21 protein-coding genes and 3 pseudogenes are annotated in these 26255 nt (G+C 35.6%); 18 read left to right on the top strand and 6 right to left on the bottom strand.

Annotated elements, in window-relative coordinates; genetic code table 11:
- From QWZ06_RS26100 to QWZ06_RS26090, 3 genes and pseudogenes are all read right to left on the bottom strand, one after another.
- Positions 1-701 (bottom strand): annotated as a pseudogene (locus QWZ06_RS26100) (3'-5' exonuclease).
- Positions 702-720: 19 nt separating this feature from the next.
- Entirely contained in the window at positions 721-1068 is a 348-nt protein-coding gene (locus QWZ06_RS26095) for a tRNA-binding protein (protein WP_290302048.1), read from the bottom strand.
- Positions 1065-1574 (bottom strand): hypothetical protein, encoded by a 510-nt coding sequence (locus QWZ06_RS26090; RefSeq protein ID WP_290302047.1) that lies wholly within the window; start codon positions 1572-1574, stop codon positions 1065-1067. The genes QWZ06_RS26095 and QWZ06_RS26090 overlap by 4 nt, the downstream gene beginning before the upstream one ends.
- A 297-nt stretch (positions 1575-1871) precedes the next feature.
- Here QWZ06_RS26090 and QWZ06_RS26085 point away from each other — a divergent pair, with 297 nt between their 5' ends.
- The 7 genes from QWZ06_RS26085 to QWZ06_RS26055 all read left to right on the top strand — a co-directional run bounded on the left by QWZ06_RS26085 (position 1872) and on the right by QWZ06_RS26055 (position 9189).
- A complete protein-coding gene (locus QWZ06_RS26085; protein ID WP_290302046.1) occupies positions 1872-3023 on the top strand; it encodes a hypothetical protein in 1152 nt (383 codons plus the stop codon).
- Between the two features lie 103 nt (positions 3024-3126).
- Positions 3127-3801, top strand: coding sequence for a hypothetical protein (locus QWZ06_RS26080; RefSeq protein ID WP_290302045.1), 675 nt, complete (start codon positions 3127-3129; stop codon positions 3799-3801).
- Positions 3767-5935 carry a hypothetical protein gene (locus tag QWZ06_RS26075; RefSeq protein WP_290302044.1) on the top strand — a complete coding sequence of 723 codons (2169 nt, stop codon included), beginning with the start codon at positions 3767-3769 and terminating at the stop codon, positions 5933-5935. The genes QWZ06_RS26080 and QWZ06_RS26075 overlap by 35 nt, the downstream gene beginning before the upstream one ends.
- 19 nt (positions 5936-5954) lie before the next feature.
- Positions 5955-6317 (top strand): nucleotidyltransferase family protein, encoded by a 363-nt coding sequence (locus QWZ06_RS26070; RefSeq protein ID WP_290302043.1) that lies wholly within the window; start codon positions 5955-5957, stop codon positions 6315-6317.
- The gene (locus QWZ06_RS26065; RefSeq protein WP_290302042.1) at positions 6310-8163 is read left to right on the top strand and encodes a hypothetical protein; all 1854 of its coding nucleotides are present in this window, start codon (positions 6310-6312) and stop codon (positions 8161-8163) included. The genes QWZ06_RS26070 and QWZ06_RS26065 overlap by 8 nt, the downstream gene beginning before the upstream one ends.
- Before the next feature lie 221 nt (positions 8164-8384).
- Positions 8385-8873 carry a zincin-like metallopeptidase toxin domain-containing protein gene (locus QWZ06_RS26060; protein ID WP_290302041.1) on the top strand — a complete coding sequence of 163 codons (489 nt, stop codon included), beginning with the start codon at positions 8385-8387 and terminating at the stop codon, positions 8871-8873.
- Between the two features lie 7 nt (positions 8874-8880).
- Positions 8881-9189: a hypothetical protein gene (locus tag QWZ06_RS26055; protein WP_290302040.1), complete on the top strand. Its 309-nt coding sequence runs from the start codon at positions 8881-8883 to the stop codon at positions 9187-9189.
- 525 nt (positions 9190-9714) lie between these two features.
- Here QWZ06_RS26055 and QWZ06_RS26050 read toward each other — a convergent pair.
- Positions 9715-10188, bottom strand: coding sequence for a hypothetical protein (locus QWZ06_RS26050; protein ID WP_290302039.1), 474 nt, complete (start codon positions 10186-10188; stop codon positions 9715-9717).
- Between the two features lie 226 nt (positions 10189-10414).
- On the bottom strand, positions 10415-11239 hold the full coding sequence (locus QWZ06_RS26045; RefSeq protein WP_290302038.1) for a universal stress protein: 825 nt from the start codon (positions 11237-11239) through the stop codon (positions 10415-10417).
- 288 nt (positions 11240-11527) lie between these two features.
- On the opposite strand from QWZ06_RS26045, the gene QWZ06_RS26040 reads away from it, so the two are divergent.
- Positions 11528-12586, top strand: a complete 1059-nt coding sequence (locus QWZ06_RS26040) for a sensor histidine kinase (protein ID WP_290302037.1) — start codon at positions 11528-11530, stop codon at positions 12584-12586.
- On the top strand, positions 12583-13347 hold the full coding sequence (locus tag QWZ06_RS26035) for a LytR/AlgR family response regulator transcription factor (RefSeq protein ID WP_290302036.1): 765 nt from the start codon (positions 12583-12585) through the stop codon (positions 13345-13347). Before QWZ06_RS26040 ends, QWZ06_RS26035 begins: the two co-directional genes overlap by 4 nt.
- A gap of 414 nt (positions 13348-13761) precedes the next feature.
- On the opposite strand, the gene QWZ06_RS26030 is transcribed toward QWZ06_RS26035, so the two are convergent.
- The gene (locus tag QWZ06_RS26030; protein ID WP_290302035.1) at positions 13762-14352 is read right to left on the bottom strand and encodes a porin family protein; all 591 of its coding nucleotides are present in this window, start codon (positions 14350-14352) and stop codon (positions 13762-13764) included.
- Between the two features lie 305 nt (positions 14353-14657).
- Here QWZ06_RS26030 and QWZ06_RS26025 point away from each other — a divergent pair, with 305 nt between their 5' ends.
- From QWZ06_RS26025 to QWZ06_RS25985, 9 genes and pseudogenes are all read left to right on the top strand, one after another.
- On the top strand, positions 14658-15122 hold the full coding sequence (locus QWZ06_RS26025; protein WP_290302034.1) for an efflux RND transporter periplasmic adaptor subunit: 465 nt from the start codon (positions 14658-14660) through the stop codon (positions 15120-15122).
- A gap of 20 nt (positions 15123-15142) precedes the next feature.
- A pseudogene (locus tag QWZ06_RS26020) lies at positions 15143-15775 on the top strand (efflux RND transporter periplasmic adaptor subunit); the annotation flags it as partial.
- A 29-nt stretch (positions 15776-15804) separates the two neighbouring features.
- Positions 15805-18962, top strand: a pseudogene (locus QWZ06_RS26015) (efflux RND transporter permease subunit).
- Positions 18949-20364, top strand: coding sequence for an efflux transporter outer membrane subunit (locus tag QWZ06_RS26010; protein WP_290302033.1), 1416 nt, complete (start codon positions 18949-18951; stop codon positions 20362-20364). Before QWZ06_RS26015 ends, QWZ06_RS26010 begins: the two are co-directional and overlap by 14 nt.
- 282 nt (positions 20365-20646) lie before the next feature.
- Positions 20647-21222 carry a DUF4840 domain-containing protein gene (locus tag QWZ06_RS26005; protein ID WP_290302032.1) on the top strand — a complete coding sequence of 192 codons (576 nt, stop codon included), beginning with the start codon at positions 20647-20649 and terminating at the stop codon, positions 21220-21222.
- Positions 21223-21316: 94 nt separating this feature from the next.
- A complete protein-coding gene (locus tag QWZ06_RS26000) occupies positions 21317-23266 on the top strand; it encodes a sigma-70 family RNA polymerase sigma factor (protein WP_290302031.1) in 1950 nt (649 codons plus the stop codon).
- Positions 23267-23313: 47 nt separating this feature from the next.
- Positions 23314-24276 (top strand): T9SS type A sorting domain-containing protein, encoded by a 963-nt coding sequence (locus tag QWZ06_RS25995; RefSeq protein ID WP_290302030.1) that lies wholly within the window; start codon positions 23314-23316, stop codon positions 24274-24276.
- 158 nt (positions 24277-24434) lie between these two features.
- Positions 24435-25121 (top strand): aspartate/glutamate racemase family protein, encoded by a 687-nt coding sequence (locus tag QWZ06_RS25990; protein WP_290302029.1) that lies wholly within the window; start codon positions 24435-24437, stop codon positions 25119-25121.
- Between the two features lie 520 nt (positions 25122-25641).
- Positions 25642-26193, top strand: coding sequence for a hypothetical protein (locus QWZ06_RS25985; protein WP_290302028.1), 552 nt, complete (start codon positions 25642-25644; stop codon positions 26191-26193).
- Positions 26194-26255: the final 62 nt, after the last annotated feature.

Here is a 26255-nt window from a genome sequence, read left to right as displayed (position 1 = left end):
TTAATCTAAATTGATATTCCTTTTCAACAAATCTTCCTGGCGCATGCGTCGGAAAATATTTGCCAAAGTTAAGACATCTTTTTCACAATAGTCAACAATTCGCTGCAAGTCTTTCTCTATGTAGTAAATTGATGAAACCATTGAGCCGTCAATATCATCCTTCGGAGTAGGAATACCAAAGACATGAGCCAATAATTCCAGGGATACAAAACTTTTATAATCTCCAAACTTCCACAGTTCCATAGTGTCTATGTGGGGAATCTCCCAAGGTTTTTTTCCAAACATCTGGAATGGAGCAGGAGGCTGCATACCATTGATGAGGTATCTTCGCGCAATCCATGGAAAATCAAATTCTTTTCCGTTGTGGGCACAGAGAATCACATTATAAAGCCTTGGGCTGTTGAAGATTTCTCCAAATTCCTGAAGCATCTTTTTTTCATCATGCCCGGAGAAGCTTTGATCTTTAAGGTTTCATTCTTTTCAACCATTCCAATGGTGATGCAGATAATCTTTCCAAACTCTGCCATAATTCCGGCTCTGTCGTAAAATTCAGCTGCGGAAACCTCATCTTTTCTTTGAAATTTGGTCTTTTTGTCCCAAAGGTGTTGATCAGTTTCAGATAAATCATCCCAGGATTCGGCCTGTGGAACGGTTTCAATATCAAGGAATAAGACCTTCTCTAGTGGTATGTTCTGTATCATTGTGTTTTTTATTTACTATCTATCCTACCTGCATTCCGTTTTTGGAGGGTAATGAAGGTGCTAAAAGAGTGACGTCTTTTTTATCTTCGCCATATAACCCTAAGACTAAACATTCACTGAAGAAGTTGGCAATCTGCTTTTTAGGAAAGTTAACAACGGCTAAAATCTGTTTTCCGACCAGCTCTTCTTTCTGATATAATGAAGTGATTTGTGCAGATGATTTTCTGATTCCTAGATCACCAAAGTCTATTTCCAATTGATAGGATGGGTTTCTGGCTTTTTCAAAATCATTTACGGAGAGAATCGTTCCGCATCTGATGTCTATTTTTTCAAAATCTGCCCAAGTGATGTCTGGTTTTACGTTCATGGTAGTGTATTCATTAAATGTTCTACTTCTATTTTCTGTTCTGCATATTTTTGTTGTAATTCTGAATCTTCACCCATTCTTTTATAATATTCCAGGGCTTTTCCGCCGAAGAATTTTTTATGAAAGTCCGAAACTTCAGGAACTTGTGGAAAAACCTTATGAAAAAGCATTTCATAATAAGCCTGAAACTCTCTTTCATTTTTGTCTTCAATCACTTGTCCCGGAGCCTTTTGTCTTACATGAAGCATTTCGTGAGCGACCATATTAAGGACGAGATTCAGATCAAAATCAAATAAATTTCTAGGAATCATTACGGTTTGTGGCCCTCCCAGTTCACCTTCAGCTGTAAGGAGCATGGAAGTAGGAGAGAGCTCATCCCTGAATCCAAATCCTGCAAAGTTTTCATGTTCCAGATCAAAAGAATGAATCAGATATTTTGCCGCATCCAGAATCTGGTTATGCTCCTTATAAGCTTCAAGGTGTAGATTAACCTGCTCGAAATTCATTTGAAGTATGTTTTATAACAAATGTATTAAAATATTGAGAAACCCAAGGTTTTTTATATCAAAGGTTTAGGATATAAAAGTGAAAATCTTTTTTATACGTCAGCTTCTGTCGCATCTGGGGAGCATCTTTGCTTCAGAAAAACACGGGAGATGAAACTGGACTTAAAGTCGAAGAGTGGATATCTTTTGCCAGAAACCACTAAAAAAAATAAAGCTAAAACCTGAAATCGCTCTACTAAAAAGAGCTTCAGATCTTAACCTATTTAAATCAAAACAAAATTACAAAAAATGAATAATATGGAAAACAAATCTACAGAAACAACTGTAGAAAATACTCCATCACAGACCCTTTTCAGGTTTGTAAGCTTAAGAAGCCCACAATTGCTTGATGATACAAAAAATGATAAAAGATTTATTAGCATTCCAAGCGGCTTCGTAAATGATAATACTTTTTATGTTCCCGTTGTTAATGGTACGGGTTCTAAGCAAAGACTATTACAGACTTGTGCAGCAAATTATGCTAATAAACCGGAATGTATTTCTTCAGGCTCAAATAGCCAGAATAGTTTAAATGTTTTTAAAAGAGCATATAATGCTTACTATATATTTGGAACATGGTTGGCCAAAAATAAGAATACATGTACATATAAAGAGTTTATGGATCAAAGATCAGTGTTAACAAATCCACAAGCTACGCCTATTGGGCCTGATCTGATTGATTTATGGAATAATCTAATTTATCAAGTTGTCACTCAAAAAGATTTTTATGTCAAAGAAGTTGTTATGCAACAGCTATTGGTACAGCATGCTCTTTTTGTTTCCAACGAAGAAAACATGAGGAAGATATTAAGCGCCAAAATTATCCTTCCCAAAGAATTGATGATTGATGAAAAATCTCTTCCAAGCTCAAATCGTGCTTCAAGAATGGCAGCAGAAGGATCACAACAGACATCTCCATCAGAAGAAATGAAAAGACAACAGCTTATCTCCACCGCCAAAATAAAACTTGAGAGATATGATGCTTTAAGAAAGAGTCTTTCAGGAATAGAAAGAAAGTATAAAGCTGAATATCAAGATGCGTATAAGGCGAGAGAACAGGAGTATCAGCGAGAAATAGCTCCTATTATTGAGAGGTATAATGCTGAAGTAGCAGCCAATAGGGAGCGGTATTGTGAGATTAGAAAACCTGATGTAAAATATGACCCAACAGATCCATGCCAGCAGTTTCCATTAGTTCCGGAGCCAGTATTGCCGCCATTTGATTTTAATTTCAGACAGGAAATAGAACCTGAGTTGTTAACAAGAGTTTTAAAATCTGAAGATTTGGAAGCTTTATTAGATATTCTTGGTTACGATTTCTCTAAAGAACCCATTAAAGAGCGCTCAATAGCAACAGAAGCTTCCAGTCTTCATTCTTTATTGGACGGAAGAAGTACTTTCAGAAATTAGTTCTTTAATTAACGAAGCCGTTGAAACATCAAATGACAGAATTGTACAGAACACAGAGACCGATCAGGAAGCTTATACAAGTATAGGTGGAGTTATTGTTCCTATGGCAAGAACGATATCCCTTCCCTTTACCTACCAGATTTGTCCGAAATCGATTTATAAAGGCTATACGTTTGATATTTCTCTTACTGTCCCAGATTCTTCATGGGATGTACAATATATTTCCTATACTCTTATTCCTAAAAATGGTTCAGCAAGTATTACTGGTGATTATTATAAAAGATCAAGATCAGGGAATACTATTTTTTTAAGTGACCTTTGCATGCCTGGTTACGATTTTAATACGGTTCAGGATGCTGTTTTAGATCTGAACATTACTTTTACTAATGGAAAGAAGACAGGTCCTTATATTCGAGGCATACAAGCAAGAGCTTGTTTATCAGGAGATTTTTGGTTTGAAATAGAAGAAGGAGAGCCTGTTGTAATTGATGAAGATAATACATTTATTCCAGCCGGATTTGGATTTAAGCAAATTGGTATTGCAGACTATTTAAAAGTAGAGCAAACTACCCATGCTTATGTAGAAGGTGAGGTGGCTCACATTGAAAATATCATGGCACGAGAATATCGTGAAAAATCTACAAGAAGATTAAGACGAAGCGAAAATACGACTACCAAATCTACAGATAAAGAAAGAGAACAGCTTTCAGATACTACTACAGCCAATCGTTTTGAAATGCAGAATGAAATCTCAAATGATGCAGGAGTCTTCAGATAACAATACTCAATTTGGAATCAATGCAAACTATGATGGTGGAACTTATAATATCAATACTAGCTTAGGGCTAGGTAATGCTCATCACAGTTCTAAAGATGAGAGTACAAGGCAGGCTGTATCTCAAGCTCAGGATATCACTTCAAGAGCGATGGATAGAATTGTCACTAAAGTTCATGAAGAAAGAATTGAGAAGATTATTGATGAGTTTGAAGAAAACAACAAGCATGGATTTGATAACACCAAAGGAGATAGACATGTAGTAGGTGTTTACAGATGGGTAGATAAGCTGATGAAAAATCAGATTTATAACTATGGTAAACGTATGATGTTTGAGTTCATGATCCCTGAACCTGCGAGGCTTCATTTATTTGGAAAAGGAAAAAGTACACTTGTAAAGCCTGAAGATCCACGAACATCTCTGGTTATGACCATGGCGAATTATACAGCATTAGCAAATGACACTATATTTAATTTCTGGGCAGGAAAATATAATATTGCCACTATTAAAAAATTAGATCCCATTATTTATATTTCACATGCTTTTTCAGAGAAAAATATTGCAACAGATGATGCGTATGGAAATGGTAGATGGGCCGGTTTGTACCATAATAATGAGTTTAAAATTCCTGAGAATTATGAAGCTGTTTCTATAAAAGGATCGTTAGCCGGTAGTGGTGGAGTCCTATTTAACGGAGTAAGTATGTCTCAAAAAGCTACTACTTACATTTGTGGTGTCAAACAAATATCAGATAGCATCAGCATGTCTTTGGATTCTATTAGAGATAAAATTACAATTTCTTACAATTCCTGGGATATGAAAGGAGTTACTGGATCTTTGGTTGCAACCTGCCAATTAACAAAAGAGGCAAAAGCGCAATGGCAGCAAGAGGCTTTTAATGCAATCATCCAGGCATATGAAGGAGCTTTAGCAGAATATAATAATAAACTGTCTGAAGAACAAAATAAAGCCGTTGAAATTAAGGGCTCAAATCCTAACTTTTATAGAAAAATTGAAAATACAATTCTTAGAAAAAATTGTATTTCTTATATGGCAGACAGAACCTCGGGATCTACTCATGGTTATGGTTTGTCTGGATTAACAGAAGGAAGTTCATTTCTGGATTATGAAACAAAGCTGGATAAGAACCTGGACAGATACACTGCTTTTGTGAAATTTATGGAGCAGGCTTTTGAATGGGAAAATCTTTCTTATTATTTATATCCATACTATTGGGGAGATAAGCAAAACTGGGAAACACTTTACCGGGCAGAAGATACGGATCCTCTTTTTGGGGCTTTCTTACAAAGTGGAATGGCAAGAGTGATTGCTACAGTTCGACCTGGTTTTGAAGATGCTGTACAATTTTACCTGGCAACCGGTAAAATCTGGAACGGAGGAGAAGTTCCTGTCATTGGAGATGAACTTTACTTATCCATCGTAGATGAAATGAAGGAACCAAAAGGTGTAAAACAAGGAAAAGCATGGATTACGAGACTTCCTACGACCTTAAATATTCTTCAGGCAGAAAGCATTGGCTTAAAAGTGGCTCATGCATTGCCTTTCACAAATGAAAACCCTGATGATTTTGAAGTACCAGGAGAGGTTATTACAGAAGATAAATTCAACTTTGAGAAGAATGATAGCATTCTAGGAGGAAGTGGCAAGGAAAAATGGATTCAGTTTACAGCTAAAAGTTTTGATAGAGCAGGTGAATTTGACGAAATTAAAAATCTTGATGAAAAGGGCGAATTTCCAAGAAAATACTATTGTATGGGTAAAGAGATTGTAATTGATAGAGATGCAACTTGGAAGCCATATTCAAGTACTACTGTTCTTTATTATGCATTAGCAGAAAAGCTTTCAAAGATTGAAGGTATTCAAGCTTTTCCAAATGCAGAAGATGGTTATGGATTAACTTTCCGTATAGATATCAATAAAATTAAACAGTTTAAATTTGTGAAGCCTCCATATTCTGAGTTGCTGGATTCTATTGAAATAGTAGTTGGAAGTGAATCTTTAAAATTTGAAAATAATTTTATTACTTCAACAAGCAGATTGACTGATAAAAATGGAGTTGATATTACTCAGGAAGAATATTCGCAAAGTATTTCACTTTCAAGATTTCTAATCTAATTTTCTAAAAATAATAACAATGAGCCGAGTAAAACTCGAGGCTATTTGGCAGCACGAAAAAGTGCTGCCTTATATCCTCACGACCTTAAAGGATAAGATTAGTGAAATTACTGCTGTAGAAAAGATATTTCTTTTTGGAAGCAGAGGCCGGGTTCCTTTTGAAGAATGGGATACGCTGGAAGGAAAAGACTGGGATGTTTTAGTTCAGGCTAAATGTAAACTGAAAAACGCCCATGTACTTTTAGATAAAGAATATTATGTAGATCTTCTTGTGTTAGATGAAAAGAGCATAGAGAAATATCATCTAGGGAAGAATCTTAAGGTGGTTTTTCCGGAGAATGAGCTATCGCATATAATCTCTAATACTAAAGACAATGGCTGATTTTGAAAAAATTATTGAATTTCTTCGACTTTATCGAAGGTCTGAAGAAGCAGCAAAAAATGCTTTGCCACCCACAGATGTCCTTTTAACAGTTTTAGATGATAATGAAACTTATGCTGTCAATAAAAAGATTTTCGAATCAGATTTTAATAAATATAAACGGATTTTTAATATACTGAATGATCATAGTGCTGACGTTATTTACCTACTAAAAATTACGGGAGAAAGAAAGTATTATGTAAAAACATCAGGTGGAAAATATTATAATCTTTTAACTGAAACAACAGAAAGCCTATCTGATGCCTGGCTTATAGAGCTTCCCATAGAGTTTGGTACCAGCTCATATATTTATGATACTGATAAAAATTTAGTGGTCATTTTTTCTGAAAGCTTAAAGAAGATAACGATCTTTCCAGACAACATATATTATAATCCCAATGGGAAAGAACTCAAGGATATAAAAAGTGATACATATAGTTATGATTATACTGATCATGTGACCACTTTTGGAAAAATTATAAAAATTCTTTTTGAAGAGGAGCAATACTTATGGAACAATCCGGAAAAGAAAGTACAGGTTCTGAAATCTGAAAGAGAGGGGAGAATGAATTTATTTCCTTTTCTTCAAGTAGAATATGGTCTGAAGAATTTTATACTAAAATATAGATATTATGAGCAAGGAAACAGATCCAAATTATTTATGTCTGATGAAGAGTGTTCTATTATATTGAAATTTGCGAGTATAGGTGGCATACTTACCTTTTTGGATCAAACCTTATTTAACGAGGGGTTTTCTTTGCAAAAAGGAGAAAGTCAAAATGTTCAAAGAGATTTTTTCAGAGATCAATTTATAACTCAGATTATTCATAAAGTAGAAGATAGTATTAAGAGTAAAAGTACACTTGCTTACTATGATGCTATGAAAACGCTGTTTTATTTACCGGAATCTGTAGCAATAATGTTTAGCACTGATTTCTTATGGATGCTTATGGAAATGGCTATAAGCAGAGACAGTCTTACCAATAAAAAAGACCTGGCAGAGGAGAATATTTTTATAAAACTTATAAAACTTATTCAGCAGAAGGAGAGCCAGGAAGTAAAGCTTATGAATTGGTTTCTGGAGACAAAAAAAGATGGAAATAAAAATAGTACAAAATTTGAGTTTATTTATGATAGGATTAATGGTGATAATTTCTTAGAATTTTCAAAAATAGTCAGCCAAGTGTGGAAAAAGTCAAGATTTATTTATCCTGATGCAGAAAAAAATCCTGAGTATGCGACCACAGATGGCCTGTTGTTTTTGCCTTATACCTCTCAAAAGGCTTTTGGTTTTTATTTCAGTAATGTAAGTATGTCTTTTGATACCCATCAACAAAAAGAAAGATTATTAAAGACATTATATGAAACAGGTAGATTTGAAAATGAAATGAGACCAGGCTTAAAAACTGATAATTTAGTTTCTACATCAGTTGAGGTTATACATCAATTCTGGTATCATCCTTTCTATCCAATTTTTCTTAAGGATGTTGAAAATCAGGAAACAGAAATGAAACTGGATTCAGTTGTACCTGCCTTTATGTTAAAAGCTAATCGTGATAAACAATTCTGGAGTAACGTCATAACAAGTGCAGAATATGCAGCAGATATTTTAACGACTGTTTCAGGAGTTGGGAATATCGCAAAATTTAGATATCTGGAAAGCTTTGCGACCAAAGCAAGTAAACTACGTTTTGTAAGTAAAGTGGGTAATACAGTTGCTACTGCCAGAAAAGCAGTTGCTGCGACTGCAGCTGTAATTGAAATTACTAGCGGAACAGTAAATACATTATTAAACTTACAGGAGTAAGAGATGCAGCGTGGGGTAAATCATTATCTGAATATTTATTCTGGCTGGAATTATTATCTTTATCAGGTGAACTTACCGTTGCAATTCACAATGGATTAAGGAAAAGTGCAAAAGAAGTTCTGAAGCATGAAGATGATATTAGAAAATCAGCTAAGAATGTTGATGAAGCGAAACAGATTGATGACGTAATTGACGAGTTAATTGAGGTTGCGGAGCTCGACATGAGACAAATTGATCTATTTCCTGGAGGAAGTCAGTTTGAAGTTTTATCTTCTAATCTATTAAAAAAATATATTCGGGAGCTTGACAAAAAAATGATAAAACATAACTTAAAGCTTGAAGTAGTTTGGATAGATGAAGCACACAATATGTACATTACAGGATTAAAGGGTAGAGTTATGGTATATGAAACAGGACCAATCAAACTTCTGATAAGAAAGAACTGTCCTAAAATGGCGTGGTTTCATGAGATTGTTCATATCGACGATTTATTAAAATTAGGGAGAAAAAATTACAGAAAAATGGTTGCTGAAAAACCTTGGGATTTAGAATGGAATGTCTGGGAAGAGATATTCAAAACCAAAAATAAATACCGAGAAGAAGAATTAGTAAGTGCATATAAATATGTTAAGTATTTTTTTAAAGAAAATAAGCAACCCTTTTTGGAAAACCCAGAAATGGAAAGATTAATATTAAAATATTCAGATTAAAATAATTATGAAACATACGGAAGATCAAATAAAAAAAGCCATTGCCAAAGTTTATAAAGATTTAAAATTGGATCATAATGATCAGTATTCCATAAAATTAAACTTTTGGAAGAAAGAAGATAAAGATAATAGATTCAATATAGATTACTGGGCTGGATGGTATGACTACTCAAAAGGATTCCCCCCTAATGAAATGTATGAAAACTATATAATAGCTATAAGTGATGAAGATGGCAGAGCTCTATCTGTCTTAATTTTTCCTGAAGAACTGAAAATTGATATTGATAAAAATGGAAACTATGTCTGGGTAAATTAAAAATAATTTTATGTTAAAAGATAAAGAAATGCTAACCATAGCAGAACGTTATTTAAAAAGATTAGAAGAATAAGCAGGCAAAAATATTGAAGTAGTCATAATGACAGATGATATTATTGTGAAACCTTATGGCAATATTTACTATTATAATTCTAAGTAATACCTACTGACAGGAGATTTCAATAAGTCATTGAGAGGTAATGCTCCTTTTTTAGTAGAAAAAGAATCTGGGAGGGTAGTTTCTTTTGGAACAACAGCTAGATTAGAAGATCATATACGATCTTATGAAAATGGTACTATGAGCCCTAGTTTAGATCTTTACTGGCATCCAGATGAGTAAGGTCTTTTATTTATTAAAAAATATTCAGGAATAATTATGGAGCAGACAAGAAAGTAAATAGAAGAATCTATGTAAAGAATGTCTTTTTTAGGAAGAAAAACCAAATGGAAGGGGTACTTCTTGTTACTTAAAAGATAGAATTGAATATATACCACCTCACCTCGAGGTGGTTTTTCTATTCTCTCTTACAACTTCTCAAACTTCACAATCGGAATAACAGCCTTATTGTCAGGAGAATCAAGTGTATTAGAGAAAAAAGTTCCCCGTCTTGTAGCTTCCAAAAGAAACTCGCCTGTGTATAATGAGCCATCCGGATTATCACTTGTTACAGTATAAATGATTCTTCCGGATGTAAAATTATCATTCACGGTACAATTCATATTTTTAATCAGATAAGTTTGTTCGGATGGCTGTTTCTGATCCGGTTCCTTTAATATTGTTTTTATGGTAGAGTTTGCCGGATCAAGAAAGATGGCTGCTTCGATAGGTTTTTCCTGACGATTTTTTGTGAAAATCATTCTGTCTGATATCAATTTAAGTTTTTGGGTACATTGAATCTGACTATCTCCCTTATTGACTATTTGGGCAAATGATTGGATCGATCCAAAAAATAAGAAACAGATCATATACCATCGGTAATGAAAAAGAATAAATTTCATAATAACATATTTTGGTGCTTTTATAAAAATACAATTTATATTGAAATGAAGGATTATATTGTAAGTGGAATTTTATTAATCTATTTGACTATCATTAGGATGTAGTAGTCATAAAAAAACATGACCGGAGAAAACCTCCGGTCATGTTAAACAAGATTAAGTGTAAAATTTAACCCTTAAAAAAGGTAAAAAGGATAATTCAAATGTGATTTTTATTGATTGAGTCTTAATCTATGTTTAAAGGGATTGATAGTAATGGAACTTTATTCTTATAAGCCATGATGGCTGTTTTGCTTCGGTGAAAGAGAGATTCTACAAGGTTATATCGATAAGGCACCATGGTCAGTAGATCTGCGCCTGTCAATTTAACTTCCTCTTCAATCGCTTTTATAATTTCAATGGATTGGATCATCTTGAAGCTGTACTTAATGTCATCAAGATCATAGCCGGAATTCAGATCAATATCATGAATAACTTCCTGAAAATCCTCCAGCCTCTCACTTACATTGAATACCTCAACTTCCGAATTGAACTCATTAATAAAGTAATAAATATCATTCATCGCTGACCAGGTTATTGATTTATGAGTATCATACGCAAATAACACCTTTCGGATACCTGTATATTCTATATGCTCAGGAATAATTAATATAGGTTTTTTGATTCTGTGAATCGCTTTGGTTACGGTATTTCCCAGCAGTCTTTGTTCAAGAGTCTTGTCTGCCATGCCCATGACAATAAAATTGCAGTTTGTGGCTTGTATGCAGTTGTTGAGTTCTTCAATAAAATTACCCGCAGCCAGATAATATTCCGCCTTTACAGTATATAATGTATTGATTTCATTAGCTTTATTTTCAAGTTTCTTTTGATTTTTAAGCGTCTGTTCATAGAAGAAATCAGCAGAGGACTGTGCGTTCAAGGCGTGAATAGAAACGCTTTGTAAATTAAACAAAACGATATTATATTGGTTTTCCTTAGCCATGGAAGCTGCATAATGAAGAGCATTTTCAGCTTCCGGAGAAAAATCTGTGCAGACAATTATTGTTTTCATTGTACCGATTTTGATACTACAAAACTAGGGTAGGACGAGGCAGTCTTTTATTAAAAATATTGTGATGTTGCATAAAATGATGATGAAATGTACTTTTCAGGTGATGAAACGTTAGACTACATTTGAACACCTCAATTTTACGTTTCAACGATAGTTTTGGCGGTCTCGTTGAAAATAGAAGATGCCCTTCTAAAATCTATTTCTATATTTACATTCATAAAGTCCGATATGAATAGGGTTTCTACCATTAGGAAAAATTTAGTACGAGGCAAAAAGATCCTTTCCACTATGAAAAGGAGGGCATTGATCTGGGCAGTAGCTGTGGTTGCTTTCTGTGGATTTTCCTATCTCATTGATCCTTTTGATCCGGTTTGGCAAGGATATCTGGATACTCCATTGAAGATGATCATTGAAGATACTCTCTGGATATTGCTTTTTTCAGTCATTATTTCAGAGGTGAGTATATTGATTGATCTTAGTCTTAATAAACTACTCCCATGGAAGGATAAAACCATTAAACGATTACTCATTCAGGGAGGGCTTCAGATTGTGGGGAGCGTTTTGATTGTCATCATCATCAATGCCATTGTAGATTGTACATCAGATAATTTACCGGAAATGGATTACAGAAAAGAATATACTTTGCTGGGGCAGTGGATCGCTACCAATATCGTTATATCACTTATCATAAGTGGTTTTAATACAGTGGATTATTTACTTCAAAATTGGAAAAAGACAGCTGTAGAAGCAGCTCAGCACAAACTGAGAGCCTCTAAGCATAAGCAGGCTGCTATGGCTGCTGAACTTCAGGCACTTAAGTTGCAGATAGACCCGCATTTTATTTTTAATAATCTGAGCGTTCTTTCAGAACTTATCCTTTCAGACCAGCAATTAGGCTACGAATATTCAGAAAAGTTTGCAAGAGTATACCGATACTTGCTGGTAAACTCAAAGAAAGATATCATTGCAGTAGAGGAAGAACTGAAATTTCTAGACTCTTATATTTTCCTGATTGAAAAAAGAATAGGAGAAGGGGTTATATTTAAAATTGATATTCAGGAAGAATACAGATCGATGTATACCCTGCCACTATCCCTGCAGTTATTGGTTGAGAATGCTATTAAACATAATCAAACTTCAAAAGCAAACCCATTAGAGATCCAGGTTTATACCAATACGGAAGGAGAACTGGTGGTTTCCAATACCTTTTTACCATTGATCAATAAGCCGGATTCCTCTGGAGTGGGGCTCACGAATATTATTGCAAGATATGAGATCCTTGGATACACAAAACCGATTATAGAAAAAACCGAAGATAAATTTATTGTAAAACTTCCATTGATATGAAGATTAATAAAATTTTAATAGTCGAGGATGAAAGGCCTAATGCAGACCGATTAAAAAGACTGTTGCAAAAGCTTAGACCCCATATCGAAATTCTCTCTGTAGAAGATTCAATTACTTCCACCGTAAACTGGCTGGAAAACAATGTCGTTCCGGATATTATTATGATGGATATCCGTTTGGCAGATGGCTTAAGCTTTGAAATTTTTAATAAACATGAAATTAAAAGTGCCGTAATTTTTACCACTGCGTATGATGAATATGCGGTACAGGCCTTTAAATATAACAGTATAGACTACCTTTTAAAGCCTATAGATGAAGAAGAACTGGATGCCGCTCTGAAGCGTTATGAAACCTTTATGGAAGCCGTTCCTGTTGTAGGATCTGCCATTGAAGGACTCCTTAATTATATCCAACCTAAAGATTACAGGAAACGTTTTCTTATTGTTCATCGTGATGGGTATAAAACCGTATTGTCAGAAGACATTTTATACTTCTATACAGAATTAGGCATTAGTAAAGCAATGCTCAACACCGGAGTTGTAGAAAATATCCCTCAAACTTTGGAAGAGCTTGAAAAACAATTGGATCCGAAATTCTTTTTCCGTGCCAACAGACAGTTTATCATTCACATTGATTCTGTAAAACAAATCTTTAATCATTTTAACGGTAAGCTTAAACTGGAATTGAGAAAACAACCTGAAATGGAGGTGATTGTAAGCCGTGAAAAAGCTTCTATTTTCAAATCCTGGATGGATTATTAGGTAAGGAAGTTGGATGAAGGAAGTTATTGAAACCCGAATATAAAAGAAAATCATTTTTAATTAAAGCCCGTAAAAGGGCTTTAAACTTTTCTATATCTATAAAACGTTCTTTGATTCATCTAAAAGCTGACGGGTAATATTATTTGTATTTATGGGATCAATTTCATTGATTCTTTCTAAGAGAATGCATAGCGATAAAGTCACACTTCTTAGTTCCCTAAAGTAAAACAGGTGAATCCATCTGTCTTTGCGATTAAAAATAATCTATTTCATTCAACAAAAACCTTCAATTTCTGCACTTCATTCGTTCTTTGCTGAATAGTAACTTCCAGCTTCCCGCCCTGTCATACCAAAATCCCCTCACCAATTGCTAGTGAAGGGATCATATATAAAGAAAAAGCTATGAGTTAAAGATTATAAAGGAATAGCATATCCTAAAGAGATGGCGAAACCTCTGTTCTTCACATCTACACCCTTCTCATCAGAGATATTATTTAATCCTAAGTTATACCTTCCGTCTACAATTACTTTTCCGGAGCCGGCAGGAATGGCAACACCTGCTCCCATTTGTAGTCCGAAATCTATTGATCTTGTTTTGCCATAGGCAGCCTTTACTTTATCATTTTTCCCCATAAGGAATCCGATGGAAGGCCCTGCGTTTACATATACCGGACCGAAGCTGTACTTCGCCAATACCGGAACTTCTATATAATTAAAGTTGTAGGTTTCACTTCCAAAACTACCCTTAAACTTTGTTCCTTTGCTGATAAAGTTTACTTCAGGCTGTATAGAAAAATTCTTTATACCTGTCTGGATATTTACTCCTAAGCCAGCTTGAAAGGAGGTCTTTGATTTCTCACCATTCACATTTTTAATAGATTGATTGGCAATGTTGATTCCAGCCTTTGGAATCAATTCTATCCCTGATGCCTTTTTCGGTTCTGTTGTTTGAGCTTGTACCCCTAGTCCTAATACGATTGCTGTGATTGCTAAAAACTTTTTCATTTGATAAAAATTTAAATTATTGACTTATTTTTTGATGTTTTAATACAGCAAAATTAAATTGGGAAATAGCCCGATCCGGGAGTTTTAAAAGCGAAACGTATAAATTTAAACGTCAACCGTATTTCTGAAATACTAAAGCGAAAAAGCCCTTTTTTATCGATCTGAATGGTGAAAATAACCGCTTTTCTTTTCATTTTTGGTATCATACGTTTCATCTGCGATTAATTACGTTTCACCGGATTTTTAGATCAATATCCTTATTATATGAACTTATTTTGCTGCTGTAAAATTTAAAAACAAATGTTATGAATTACAGAAAAGGATATCTGGCACTTTCACTTGCAGCTGCAGCAATATTGTACTCCTGCGGTTCAGGAAATGCCCAGGAAAATGCCCAGCAAGCGGTAGCACTTCCTACAGATTTCGTTCAGGTGAAATCTGGGAATGAAGACGTTTCAACAGGATACCCTGGAAGTATAGAAGGGCAGGATAACGTAGAAATAAAAGCTCAGGTAACAGGATATCTGGAAGCTGTATACATAAAAGAAGGACAATATGTGAGCAAAGGGCAAACATTGTTTAGAATCAACCCATCTGTATACAATGAGCAGGTTAATACCAATGAAGCAGCTTTGAAATCTGCTTTGGCGGCTCAGGAAACAGCGAGATTGGAAGTGGAAAAACTAAGACCTCTTGTAGAAGGAAAAGTAGTTTCTGATATGCAGTTGAAAACAGCTCAGGCGAATTTAAAGCAGCATCAGCACAAGTAGCTCAGGCACAATCTTCTTTAGGCTCTTCAAAGATCAATGCTAATTTCACCTATATCAAGGCGCCGGTAAGCGGATACATAGGAAGAATTCCAAACAGAGTCGGAAATCTTATCAGCCCGGCTGATGCATCACCATTAACAACGCTTTCCAATATCAGCACTGTAAATGTTTACTTCTCAATGAACGAAGCAGACTTTATTGCTCATAGCAGATCCGCCGCTTCAGGGGGGAATTCAGAAAATGTAGAACTTATTTTAGCAGATGGCTCTACCTATGGATTCAAAGGAAGGCTGGAAAATGCCAGTGGAAACTTTGACAAAAATACAGGAAGTATTCAGATGAAAGCGGTTTTCCAGAATCCTGATAAATTATTAAGATCAGGAGGAACAGGAAGAGTAATGATTCACAATGAATTGGATGGTGTGGTAAAACTTCCAAAAACCTCTGTAAAAGATATTCAGGATAAATTCTTCGTCTATAAACTGGAAGGGAAAGATAAAGTAAAAATGACGCAGATTGAAGTATCAGGAAGCACTTCTCAGGATTACTTTGTGAAGACAGGAGTGAATGCAGGAGATAAGATTGCCATCAATAGACTAGATGCTCTTACAGATGGAGCACAGGTTGTGGCTAAAGTAACTCCTTCGAAATAATTTTATAATCATTCTTAGAAAATTCGAAAATGTTAAAAAAGATAATAGACCGTCCGGTACTGGCGACAGTAATATCCCTTATCATTGTCATTTTAGGGATCATAGGATTAAACCAGCTGGCGGTGACCAGATTTCCGGATATTTCTCCACCTACCATAACGGTTTCAGGTTCTTATCCGGGAGGAAACAGTGAAACGGTAATCCGTTCTGTAGTAACTCCTTTGGAAGAACAGATCAACGGGGTGGAAGACATGAGCTACATGAAATCCACGGCAAGTAATGACGGAACATTTACCATCTCAGTAATATTCAAACAGGGTGTAAATGCCGATCAGGCCGCAGTAAACGTACAGAACAGAGTACAGCAGGCCACTCCGATATTGCCTCAGGAAGTAGTGAGAATGGGATTGACGACCTCAAAACAGCAGAACAGCATGGTATTGATTTTCAATATTTATACTGAAGATAATAAACAATATGATGAAACCTTTCTTCAGAACTTTGCCAATATCAACCTTATCCCACAGATCAAAAGGGTAAAAGGAGTAGGACAGGCTCAGATCTTCGGGATTAAAGATTATTCCATGAGAATATGGCTTAATCCACAGAAAATGTCTTCCTATGGATTGGAGCCTGCTGATATTTCCCGTGCTATTGCAGATCACAGTTTAGAATCTGCTCCGGGTAAATTGGGGGAAGAATCTGATGCTGCATTAGAATATGTCATCAGATATAAAGGAAAAAAGAATAAGCCGGAACAATATGAAAACATGGTCGTTAAAAATGATGGCACCAATGTGATCAGGCTTAAAGATGTGGCGAGAGTGGAGTTCGGCTCTATTAACAATACCGGAGATAACCTTTCCAATGGGAAAAATGCGGTTACTGTTGCCATTATGCAGACAACAGGATCAAATGCCAATGAAATTGAGATAGGAGTAAATAAAGCCATTGATCAATTGTCAAAATCCTTTCCTCCAGGGATTAAATATACCAAGGTAATGAGTACCAAGGAAAGACTGGATGAAGCAACAGGTCAGGTGAAATCTACTCTGATAGAAGCATTTATCCTTGTATTTATTGTGGTTTTTGTCTTTTTACAGGATTTCAGATCTACCATTATTCCGGCCATTGCAGTTCCGGTAGCGATTATTGGTACCTTCTTCTTCCTTTTGGTATTAGGATTTACAATTAACGTATTAACGCTATTTGCCCTCGTGTTGGCAATTGGAATTGTCGTCGATGATGCCATTGTTGTAGTAGAAGCAGTGCATAGTAATATGGAAGGAACAAACCTTTCGGGAAGAGATGCTACGCACAAAGCGATGAATGAAATTACAGGAGCAGTTATCTCCATTACGTTGGTAATGTCAGCGGTGTTTATTCCAATTGGTTTCATGTCAGGTTCTGCAGGATTATTCTATAAGCAGTTTGCCTATACATTAGCGATTGCGATTATTATTTCTGCGGTGAATGCCCTTACTTTAACACCAGCTTTATGTGCGGTATTCTTGAAAAACCACCATGCAGAAGAAGGCGGAAAACCCAAAGGATTCGGAAAAAGATTTGCTGTGGCCTTTAATGCAGGCTTCAATAATATGACTGATCGCTATGCGAAAGGAGTAAGATTTTTAATTGGACGTAAATGGATTGCTGCAGGACTGGTAGCTGGAATTATAGGGCTTTCAGCATGGTTGATGACAAGTACAACTAAAAGTTTCGTTCCTATGGAAGATGACGGATTCTTTATCTATTCATTGAGCATGCCGCCAGGAACAGGATTGACCAAAACAACTGAGGTTTCCAATAAAATCAATGCTATTTTAAAAACAGTAGATGCTGTTCAGGAGAATACATCTATTACAGGATTTAACCTTTTAAGTAACAGTGCTGGGCCAGCTTATGCAATGGGATTTGTGAAGCTAAAACCGAAAAAGAAAGAGGAGCCGTTCAGGATATTGATGAGATCATGAATATTGTGAATGGAAAGCTTTCCGTCATCAAAGAAGGAAGTGTAATGAGCTTCAGAATGCCGCCGGTAGAAGGATATGGAGTAACAAATGATGCAGAAATCGTTCTTCAGGATCGTATGGGTAGAGATCCTCAGGTTCTGAAGGCGAAGGCAGATGATGTGATCGGGCAATTGATGCAGGTACCGGAAGTGGCTTATGCTTACACCATGTTTAGAGCAGATTATCCACAGCTGGAACTTGAAGTGAATGAAGATAAAGCAAAACAGCTGGGAGTAAGTATTTCTAATCTATTAAACTCAATACAGACTTATTTCTCAGGAGATCAGTCGCAGAATTTCTCAAGATTCGGGAAGTTCTACAGAGTAAATATTAAAGCAGATGGTGTTTTCAGAATGGATGAGCAGGCGTTCAACGATATTTTCGTGAAGAATGATAAAGGAGAAATGGTTCCAGCTAATACTTTGATCACTTTGAAAAAAGTATATGGTCCGGAATCTGTTCAACGATATAATCTCTATAATTCATTAAATATTAACGTGGTGCCGAAACCGGGAATCAGTAATGGAGCCCTGATGGATAAAATTGAACCAACACTGAATAAACTGCCATCGGATTACAGCTATGAATGGACAGGATTAAGTTTAGAAGAAAAATCAGCAGGAAACCAAACCGTGATGATCTTAGGACTATGTTTACTATTCGTATACCTGCTTCTTGCAGCACAATATGAGAGTTACATTCTTCCATTAGCGGTAATGCTTTCCATTCCAACGGGAATTGTAGGAGCATTCTTAGGAATCAAAGCCATTGGATTAGATAACAATATCTATGTACAGGTAGGATTGATCATGCTTATTGGATTGTTGGCAAAAAATGCGATCCTTATTGTAGAATTTGCCGTCCAAAGACGAAAATCAGGACTTTCTATTCTGGATTCAGCATTGGAAGGAGCGAAGGCGAGATTACGTCCGATTATCATGACATCATTAGCCTTTATTGTGGGGATGATCCCATTGATGATCTCTACAGGAGGAATGGCTTCAGGAAATAAATCTATCAGTGTGAGTGCTGCTATAGGAATGTTGAGTGGAGTCGTATTAGGGGTATTTGTAATTCCTATCCTGTATATGTTCTTCCAATATCTGGATGAGAAGTTTTCATCCAAAAAGAATCATCCTGTAATCCAAAATCAATTGACAAATGAGAATATTTAATATAAAGAATTTCCTTATTTCAGGCGCAATGACATCAATACTGGTGTCCTGCGCCGTGGGGAAACCTTATGCAAGAACAGATCTTCAGATGCCGGAAGCCTATAAAGAGTCTACAAAGGTAACAGGAGATACCGTAGTCCTTCCATGGAAAACATTCTTTAAGGATCCGAAACTGATCGGGTTAATAGATAAAGCTTTAACCAGAAATAATGAAGTAAATGTTGCTCTGAAGAATATAGAACAACTAGACCTCATCTATAAACAAGCTAAACTATCTCTTCTTCCGACACTGGATCTCAATGCCGGAGCGAACAGAAGCTGGGCTTCTACGAATACGCTTAACGGATCTCTTAATGAGCAGTTTGTGGGAACAAAGTATATGGATGACTTTAGTGCCAACCTGAGATTGACATGGGAAGTGGATATCTGGGGAAAAGCTAAGATGCAGAAAGAATCCGCGGCCGCAGAATATTTTGCTCAAAAAGAAAATCTAAATGCTGTAAAAAGCAGGATCATTGTTCAGGTAGCGCAGGCTTATTATAATCTGATAAGTTTAGATGAGCAGATGAAAATTGCAGAGCAGAATATTGAATTAAGCAATAATACGCTTAAAATGATGGATCTTCAGTTTAAGGCAGGGCAGATCAATTCACTCGCTGTACAGCAATCAGAAGCGCAGAAGAAAACGGCTGAGCTTTTGATTCCTTTGGCTAAACAGAATATATCCATTCAGGAAAATGCTTTGAGTATCCTTTGCGGAGAATATCCAAGTAAGATTGAAAGATCAGGAGATCTGAGAACAATGATTCCAGGAAATAAGCTTTCAGAAGGACTTCCTGCACAATTATTAAGCAGAAGACCGGATCTGAAGATGGCAGAATTTAATGTGATCAGCCTGAATTCAAAAACAGGATTGGCAAAAGCGGCAATGTATCCAAGCATTAGTCTGAGCCCACAGATTGGAGTGAATTCCAATAAATTCAGTTCATGGTTTGATATTCCGGGCTCCATAACTAAGGCTGTTGCAGCGAATTTAGCAGCCCCTATTTTTCAGAAGAAACAGTTGAAAACCGCCTATGAAACGGCATTAATTGAACAGGAAAAGGCGGCGGTCAACTTTAAACAATCCGTCATGACTGCTGTTGGCGAAGTTTCTGATGCAATGGCAAAAACCCAAGGATCTTCTGAAAGACTGCAGCTTCTAGACCAGAGAACAGCCATTTTAGATAAAGGAATTGGGGATGCTTTGAAGCTGTATAAAAGCGGAATGGCTACTTACCTTGAGGTGATTACGGCACAGAACAATAAGCTTCAAAATGATCTGGAAGCGGTCAATGTGACGCTGGAAAGATTAAATGCTGAGGTGGATCTTTACCGTGCACTAGGTGGTGGAGTAGAGTAAAAAGAGAAATAGAAAGATAACAAAGAGGAAGTTACATAGGGTAGCTTCCTTTTTTAGTTATAAAAATCTTCTTCTACCGGAATCATTATAATGTGAATTTCAGAGTATTCATTATTCTTTATTGGGTAAATATTGATTTTGTGTTAATTTTTTAACCCATATAATCAATGAGTTATGAAAAATGTTGCGTTTTTTTTAAAAATAGATGCAAGATTTCCGGAAAATGAGATTTATATCAATGAGTACTCAAAATAATTAATGTTTAATGAAAAAAATAATGCAATGAAAAAATTTACAGTATCTCAATTTTTAACAGCTATTTTACTTGTGTTCACAGGTTTTACTTTGTATTCATGTAGTCTTGATGGCCCGGAAATCAGGCCGGTAAGACTCGAAGATTTGAATGGAAACTATAAAGGAAGACTTATTACAATACAAGGAGAGCGTAAAACAGAAACAATAAAGAATTTTAAAGTAAAAAAGGATACGATCATGTTTTCTGAATTTCCGATAGAAGAAATTGTGAAAACTGTAGTAAAAGACCCTGTAAAAGCGGAAACAGCGATTAAGGCGATAGATAAGGTGAAGTATAATATTCAATATAAAGCCTCACTGAATGCTGCCAATAATGTTGTAGAATTGTCTTTGTCCCCTAAGCCTCTTGAAGTTCTGATTCCTGTAGATGGAGGAACTAAAAAGGCAGAAGTGCTATTAGCTGCTAAACAGAAAGGGTTTTATGTAGGGATGGACGGGTCGCTAAGATTTGTGGTTACAGCAGATAAAGTTACTGTAGATGGAACAGTACTTGCCCCTTACGAGACGATTGGTTATAATTTTCCGTTCTGCGTAAAATATTAATTAATGGTTATTATTAGAAATAGATTGTATTTATACGATGCAGTCTATTTTTGCCCTACAATTTAAAAGAATATATCGTATACCGGAGCAGGACATGGGAGAAAGTAAAGAACAGATTTTGGTACACCGTCTTCTGCAGAAGGAGGAAGCCGCCTGGAAAGAGCTTTTTGGAGCTTATTCAGGTAATCTGGCCTATGTATGCTCCCGATACATCACTGAAAAAGAAGATGTGCATGATGTCCTTCAAAATAGTTTTATCAAGATGTTCCGCTCGATAGAATCATTTGAATACAGAGGAGAAGGCTCCCTTAGGGCATGGATGAGCCGTATTGCAGTAAACGAATCCCTGAAACACATCAGGCAGAAAGGAGATTTTAAATCTTCCGTTGAAGTAGATGATCTTCCAGATCTAGCCAATGAAGAGGAACCAGACTTTGAAGAAATGCCAAAAGAAGATATTATGGATTTAATCCGTTCTCTTCCAGATGGATATAGAACGGTTTTCAACCTTTACGTATTTGAAAAGAAAAGTCATAAGGACATTGCTTTATTGCTGGGAATTGCAGAAAATTCTTCTGCATCACAGTTTCATCGTGCAAAAGGGTTGTTGGTTCAGAAGATAAAGGAATTTAAATGTCAAAAAAAGCACAATATGAATAACGAATGGCTCAATACCCTGCGAAGCAGAATGGAGGACCATGAAGAAGAGGTTCCGGAGGGATTGTGGGATGACATTAAAGATGAATTATTTTCACAAGAAGAGGATAATAAGCCAGTAATGGACTTTGCTCCCGCAATTGATACTGAAAACGAAAGAAAAAAAATAACAAAAGATGCTGCTGGAAGTAAGTCCTGGTTGTATCGTATTGGAGGTATTGCTGCCGCGGCTGTTTTGATTTTTATGATGATAAAGATGTTGCCGGATGAGAATCAGAAGAAGATTTCACAAAATTTGGCAGATTCTAATAAAGAGACAGATAGAAATCAGCCTTTGAAAGATGAAGAACAACAAAAAAGGATAAGCACAGAAAAGGATACAAAGGCGGATGTTTCTTTAGCTCAAAATAATGTTAATGTGGGACAGCCTTCTGCAAAAGGTATAGAACAGATTAAACCTGAGCAGGTGAGAAGAAAGACCACAGAGAATAAGGAAAATACTCAGACTATTATTAAAATGGCTGAAGTTATGGATCCTGCATCTGTGGAAAATAAACCAAGAGAAATGCCTTTGATTGATAATGGAATGAAGGATGAAAGTTTTAATAAAGAGGTAAATAAGATAGATGAAGAGTTGTCTGAAAAATATCCAGATAATACAAAGAAGAAGATAAATTCCAAATCAGAAAGAAAATGGATGCTCAGCATGCTTACAGGAAATGCATCTTCCAATTCAGCGGAACAACAGTTCCATGGTTATGCCTCCGTTAATGGAAAGCCAATGAACTTTGAACAGGTATGGAGTGCTTCTGAATATGTAGATGATCCTTTAACACAAGTGTTGCTGGCCAATCAAAGCAAACCCGTAGAAGCTAGGATCAGACATAAGGTTCCGGTAACATTTGGGCTGTCTCTGTATTATAATTTAGGTAAAAAATGGGGAATAGGAACAGGGGTGAATTATACCAAACTAGCCTCAGAACTCCATTCAGGAAGTAATGATAATTATATTAAAGGAGAGCAGGTGGTGCATTATATCGGAATCCCTGTTCAGGTTAATTATAATGTCATTCAGAAAGGAAGGTTTACAGGATATATTACTGGTGGAGCGATGTTGGAAAAGCCTATATCAGGAAGTGTTACGACAAGTTATGTGGTGCATGATGAGGTGAGGGAAACATCAAAAGAAAATATGGAACATAAGCCACTGTCGTTTTCCGTGAATACTGCAGTTGGGCTTCAGATGAAGGTAGTTAATAGGTTAGGGATTTATGCAGAACCGGGGATAGGATATCATTTCAGAGATGAGGAATCGCCTAATACTATTTACAAGGAGAAACCTCTGCATTTTAATGTGAAGTTTGGGATCAGATTGTTGATTGATTAATGCTGATGATTTTTTAAAATAGAAATCAACCTTAAATGTCAATATATATGAAAACAAAACTGATTTTTTTAACATTTTTATTATTCAACCTTCTGAATGTGAGAGCACAATGTGAGCCCACCATTACCAGCCCGAGATTAGGAGCTATGTTTGCCGATAAGATCCTGTTCTGTGATACTGAAGATGAGATTCTTTCCACTACACAAACGTATTCTTCTTATCAATGGTATAAACAGGAATGGACTTGGCAGACTCCTAATAATAATCCTTGGGTAGCAATTTCCGGAGCAACAGCCCAGCAGCTGACTATTAATGGGAATGACCAATTGTATTATTTTAAAGTAGAAGTTACCCAAGGAGATTGTATGGCTGAAAGCCCTGCAGTGATGGCAGATGGATATGTTTATGGCCTTCCTGCGATGATGTCTACGTTTGTTCCCGGAACTTACGAGATTGTAGATGGCGGAATAGTACATGTATGCTCGGAAGCGCCTGTAAAATTTGATGATGTGTTTCCTGTGGTGTATGGCCCTCATACCTGGTTTAAATGTATTCCGACTACCACTGCACCTTTTACCGGAGACCCTTGCGTGATTCCTAATGTAACCGGGGATAGCTATACTGCTTCTAAATCTGGAGTATATGGATTTTATGCCTGCACAGAATATTGCCCTACTCAATGTCAAATGTTAGATCCGTTTGCTTTTGTTGAGCTTCAATATGATAACTGGGAATTTTGTGGGGGGCTAGGAACAGGAGAAGTAAAACAAAAAGAAAATAAATTAAATATATACCCGAATCCTACAACCCAGTTCCTTTATATTGGGAAAGAATCAGAACAATATAATGAGGTTACAATCATAGATATGTCAGGGAAACTGGTTCTTAAGAAAAATGATCATCAGTACAAGCAGGGAATTGATGTAAGCCATTTAGTGCCTGGAAACTATATTATTGTTTCCAAAAGTACTAAGGGAGATGTCTATAGAAATAAATTTATAAAGAAATAAAGGATTAAATAATCTTTTCGTTAGTTTTTAATAGTGGTTAAATCGGTACATGTATTTGTGCCGATTTTATTTTACTCAAAAGCCTTGTGGTAGATGTGTTTCAGAAGAGAATTGCAGAATAAAATGACTATTTTTGTTAGTAAATCATTGGAGAAGATATGAGAAATAAGGTATTGGGGATTTTAGGAGGAATGGGCCCCAGGTCTACCACTCCTTTTCTGGAGCAGGTGTTAGATGAATGTCAGGAACAATATAATGCCCAATTAGATGAAGAATTTCCTGAAATTATAATCTATTCATTACCTACCCCTTTTTATTTAGATCGTCCTATTGATCATGAGCTTATGCAGGAGACCATCATCAAAGGATTGAAAAAGCTGGAAAATAATGGTGTTGATTGTATTGCAATGCCTTGTAACTCTGCTCATATTTATATTCATGATCTTATCAATTCGGTCAATACCCCTTTGTTGAATATCGTGGAAGAAACTTGTAAGCAATTACCTTCAACAGCTCAGAGGATAACTCTTCTTGCTACCAAAACAACATTCGATTCCAATATATATCAGAATGAAATTATAAATCAAGGGCACCAGTTTATATTTAAAGAAAGCTGGCAAGATGAAGTCATTCAGGTCATCCAAAGGATCAAAAAACAAAAAGATGATCCGGAAAATACAGTTTTATGGGAAAAACTGATGGAAAAAATAGATCAGGAAGTAGATTTCATCATTATTGCCTGCACAGACCTTAATGTTGTAATGAATACAACAGAGAAGAATCATAAACTATTAGATTCATCAAAATGCCTTGCTCATTCACTAATCAAAAACTATCTTTCATAAAAACGACCTTATGAGGATTGTTTTTTATACAGCCCAGCCTGATCTTTCGATTTCTTGAGTATCTGTCTCATTTATAGGTATAAATATTTTGTTATTTGAACCTTATTTTACATAATTGAGCATTTCTACTTGATTATCATTAATATTGAAAATAACCCATTATAAAATGGGGGGTAATATATTCTTTATGTTTCACATGAAACACTGAACGTGTTTTTTTTGTTTCGGTTGAGTTTATTTTGGTGTAAATTTTAATGTAAGATATTTATTTTAAGTAAATTATAGGAAGGATGTTTTTGTCGGTACTAGATGATATCTTCTATGGATAAAACCATTAAATCATGCTTTAATACAAAAACTACCATTTGTGGAAATTTGGATATGGACATGTGAGAATGGAAAACTTTGATCTGAGTCAAAAAATGACTGATGGAAAAAAGTTATTGTTTAAGAAAAATATTTCGTAATCTATTTGTTGGTACCGGAGAATCTAATATATTGCAATTAACATAAATAACCAATGATGCCATTGAATAGGATAGGAAAGTTCAAGTTTATATTTTTTATTTTGCTCATGTTCTCATGCAAAGATGAACAAAAGAATAACGAGCATATTGCAGCTAGTATTATTGATCAGAACTTTACAGTTTTGATGGATCATATTTCATATTTTGATATGTCTAAAATACCGGGAAGTAAAGTAAATAATGATAGCATAGTTGTTCATCTATATGCAGGAATCGGGACGATGTATTTAAAAGATGCTATTTCCTTATTTAAAGAGAAATTTAAACTAAACCAGGAAAAATTTGAGCCTTTATATTTTGGGATCACCCACATTCCGCTGAACTCTGTTGATAATTATCCTATTAAGTTAATTCAAGAAATCCCCAAACCTTATAATACTGTTAATGTTGAGTTACTAAATTGCTTAATGGATCAATCCGGAAAGTTTGCAACGATTACTGTTGTAAAGAGCCGGGGAATAGGCTCTAAAATTGAAATTTATTTTTTCAAACAAAGGAATGGGAAGTGGATATTTGATGGAAAAGAGCTTTTTGGATTAGGGTAAAATAAAAATCAAAACATTTATAATACGTCGTCTTTTGGCGCTATGGCTTTGTACTTTTGAAG

Origin of the sequence: Chryseobacterium tructae (assembly GCF_030409875.1) — a bacterium.
Lineage (GTDB): Bacteria > Bacteroidota > Bacteroidia > Flavobacteriales > Weeksellaceae > Chryseobacterium > Chryseobacterium tructae.
This window is presented reverse-complemented; position numbering and strand designations above follow the sequence as displayed.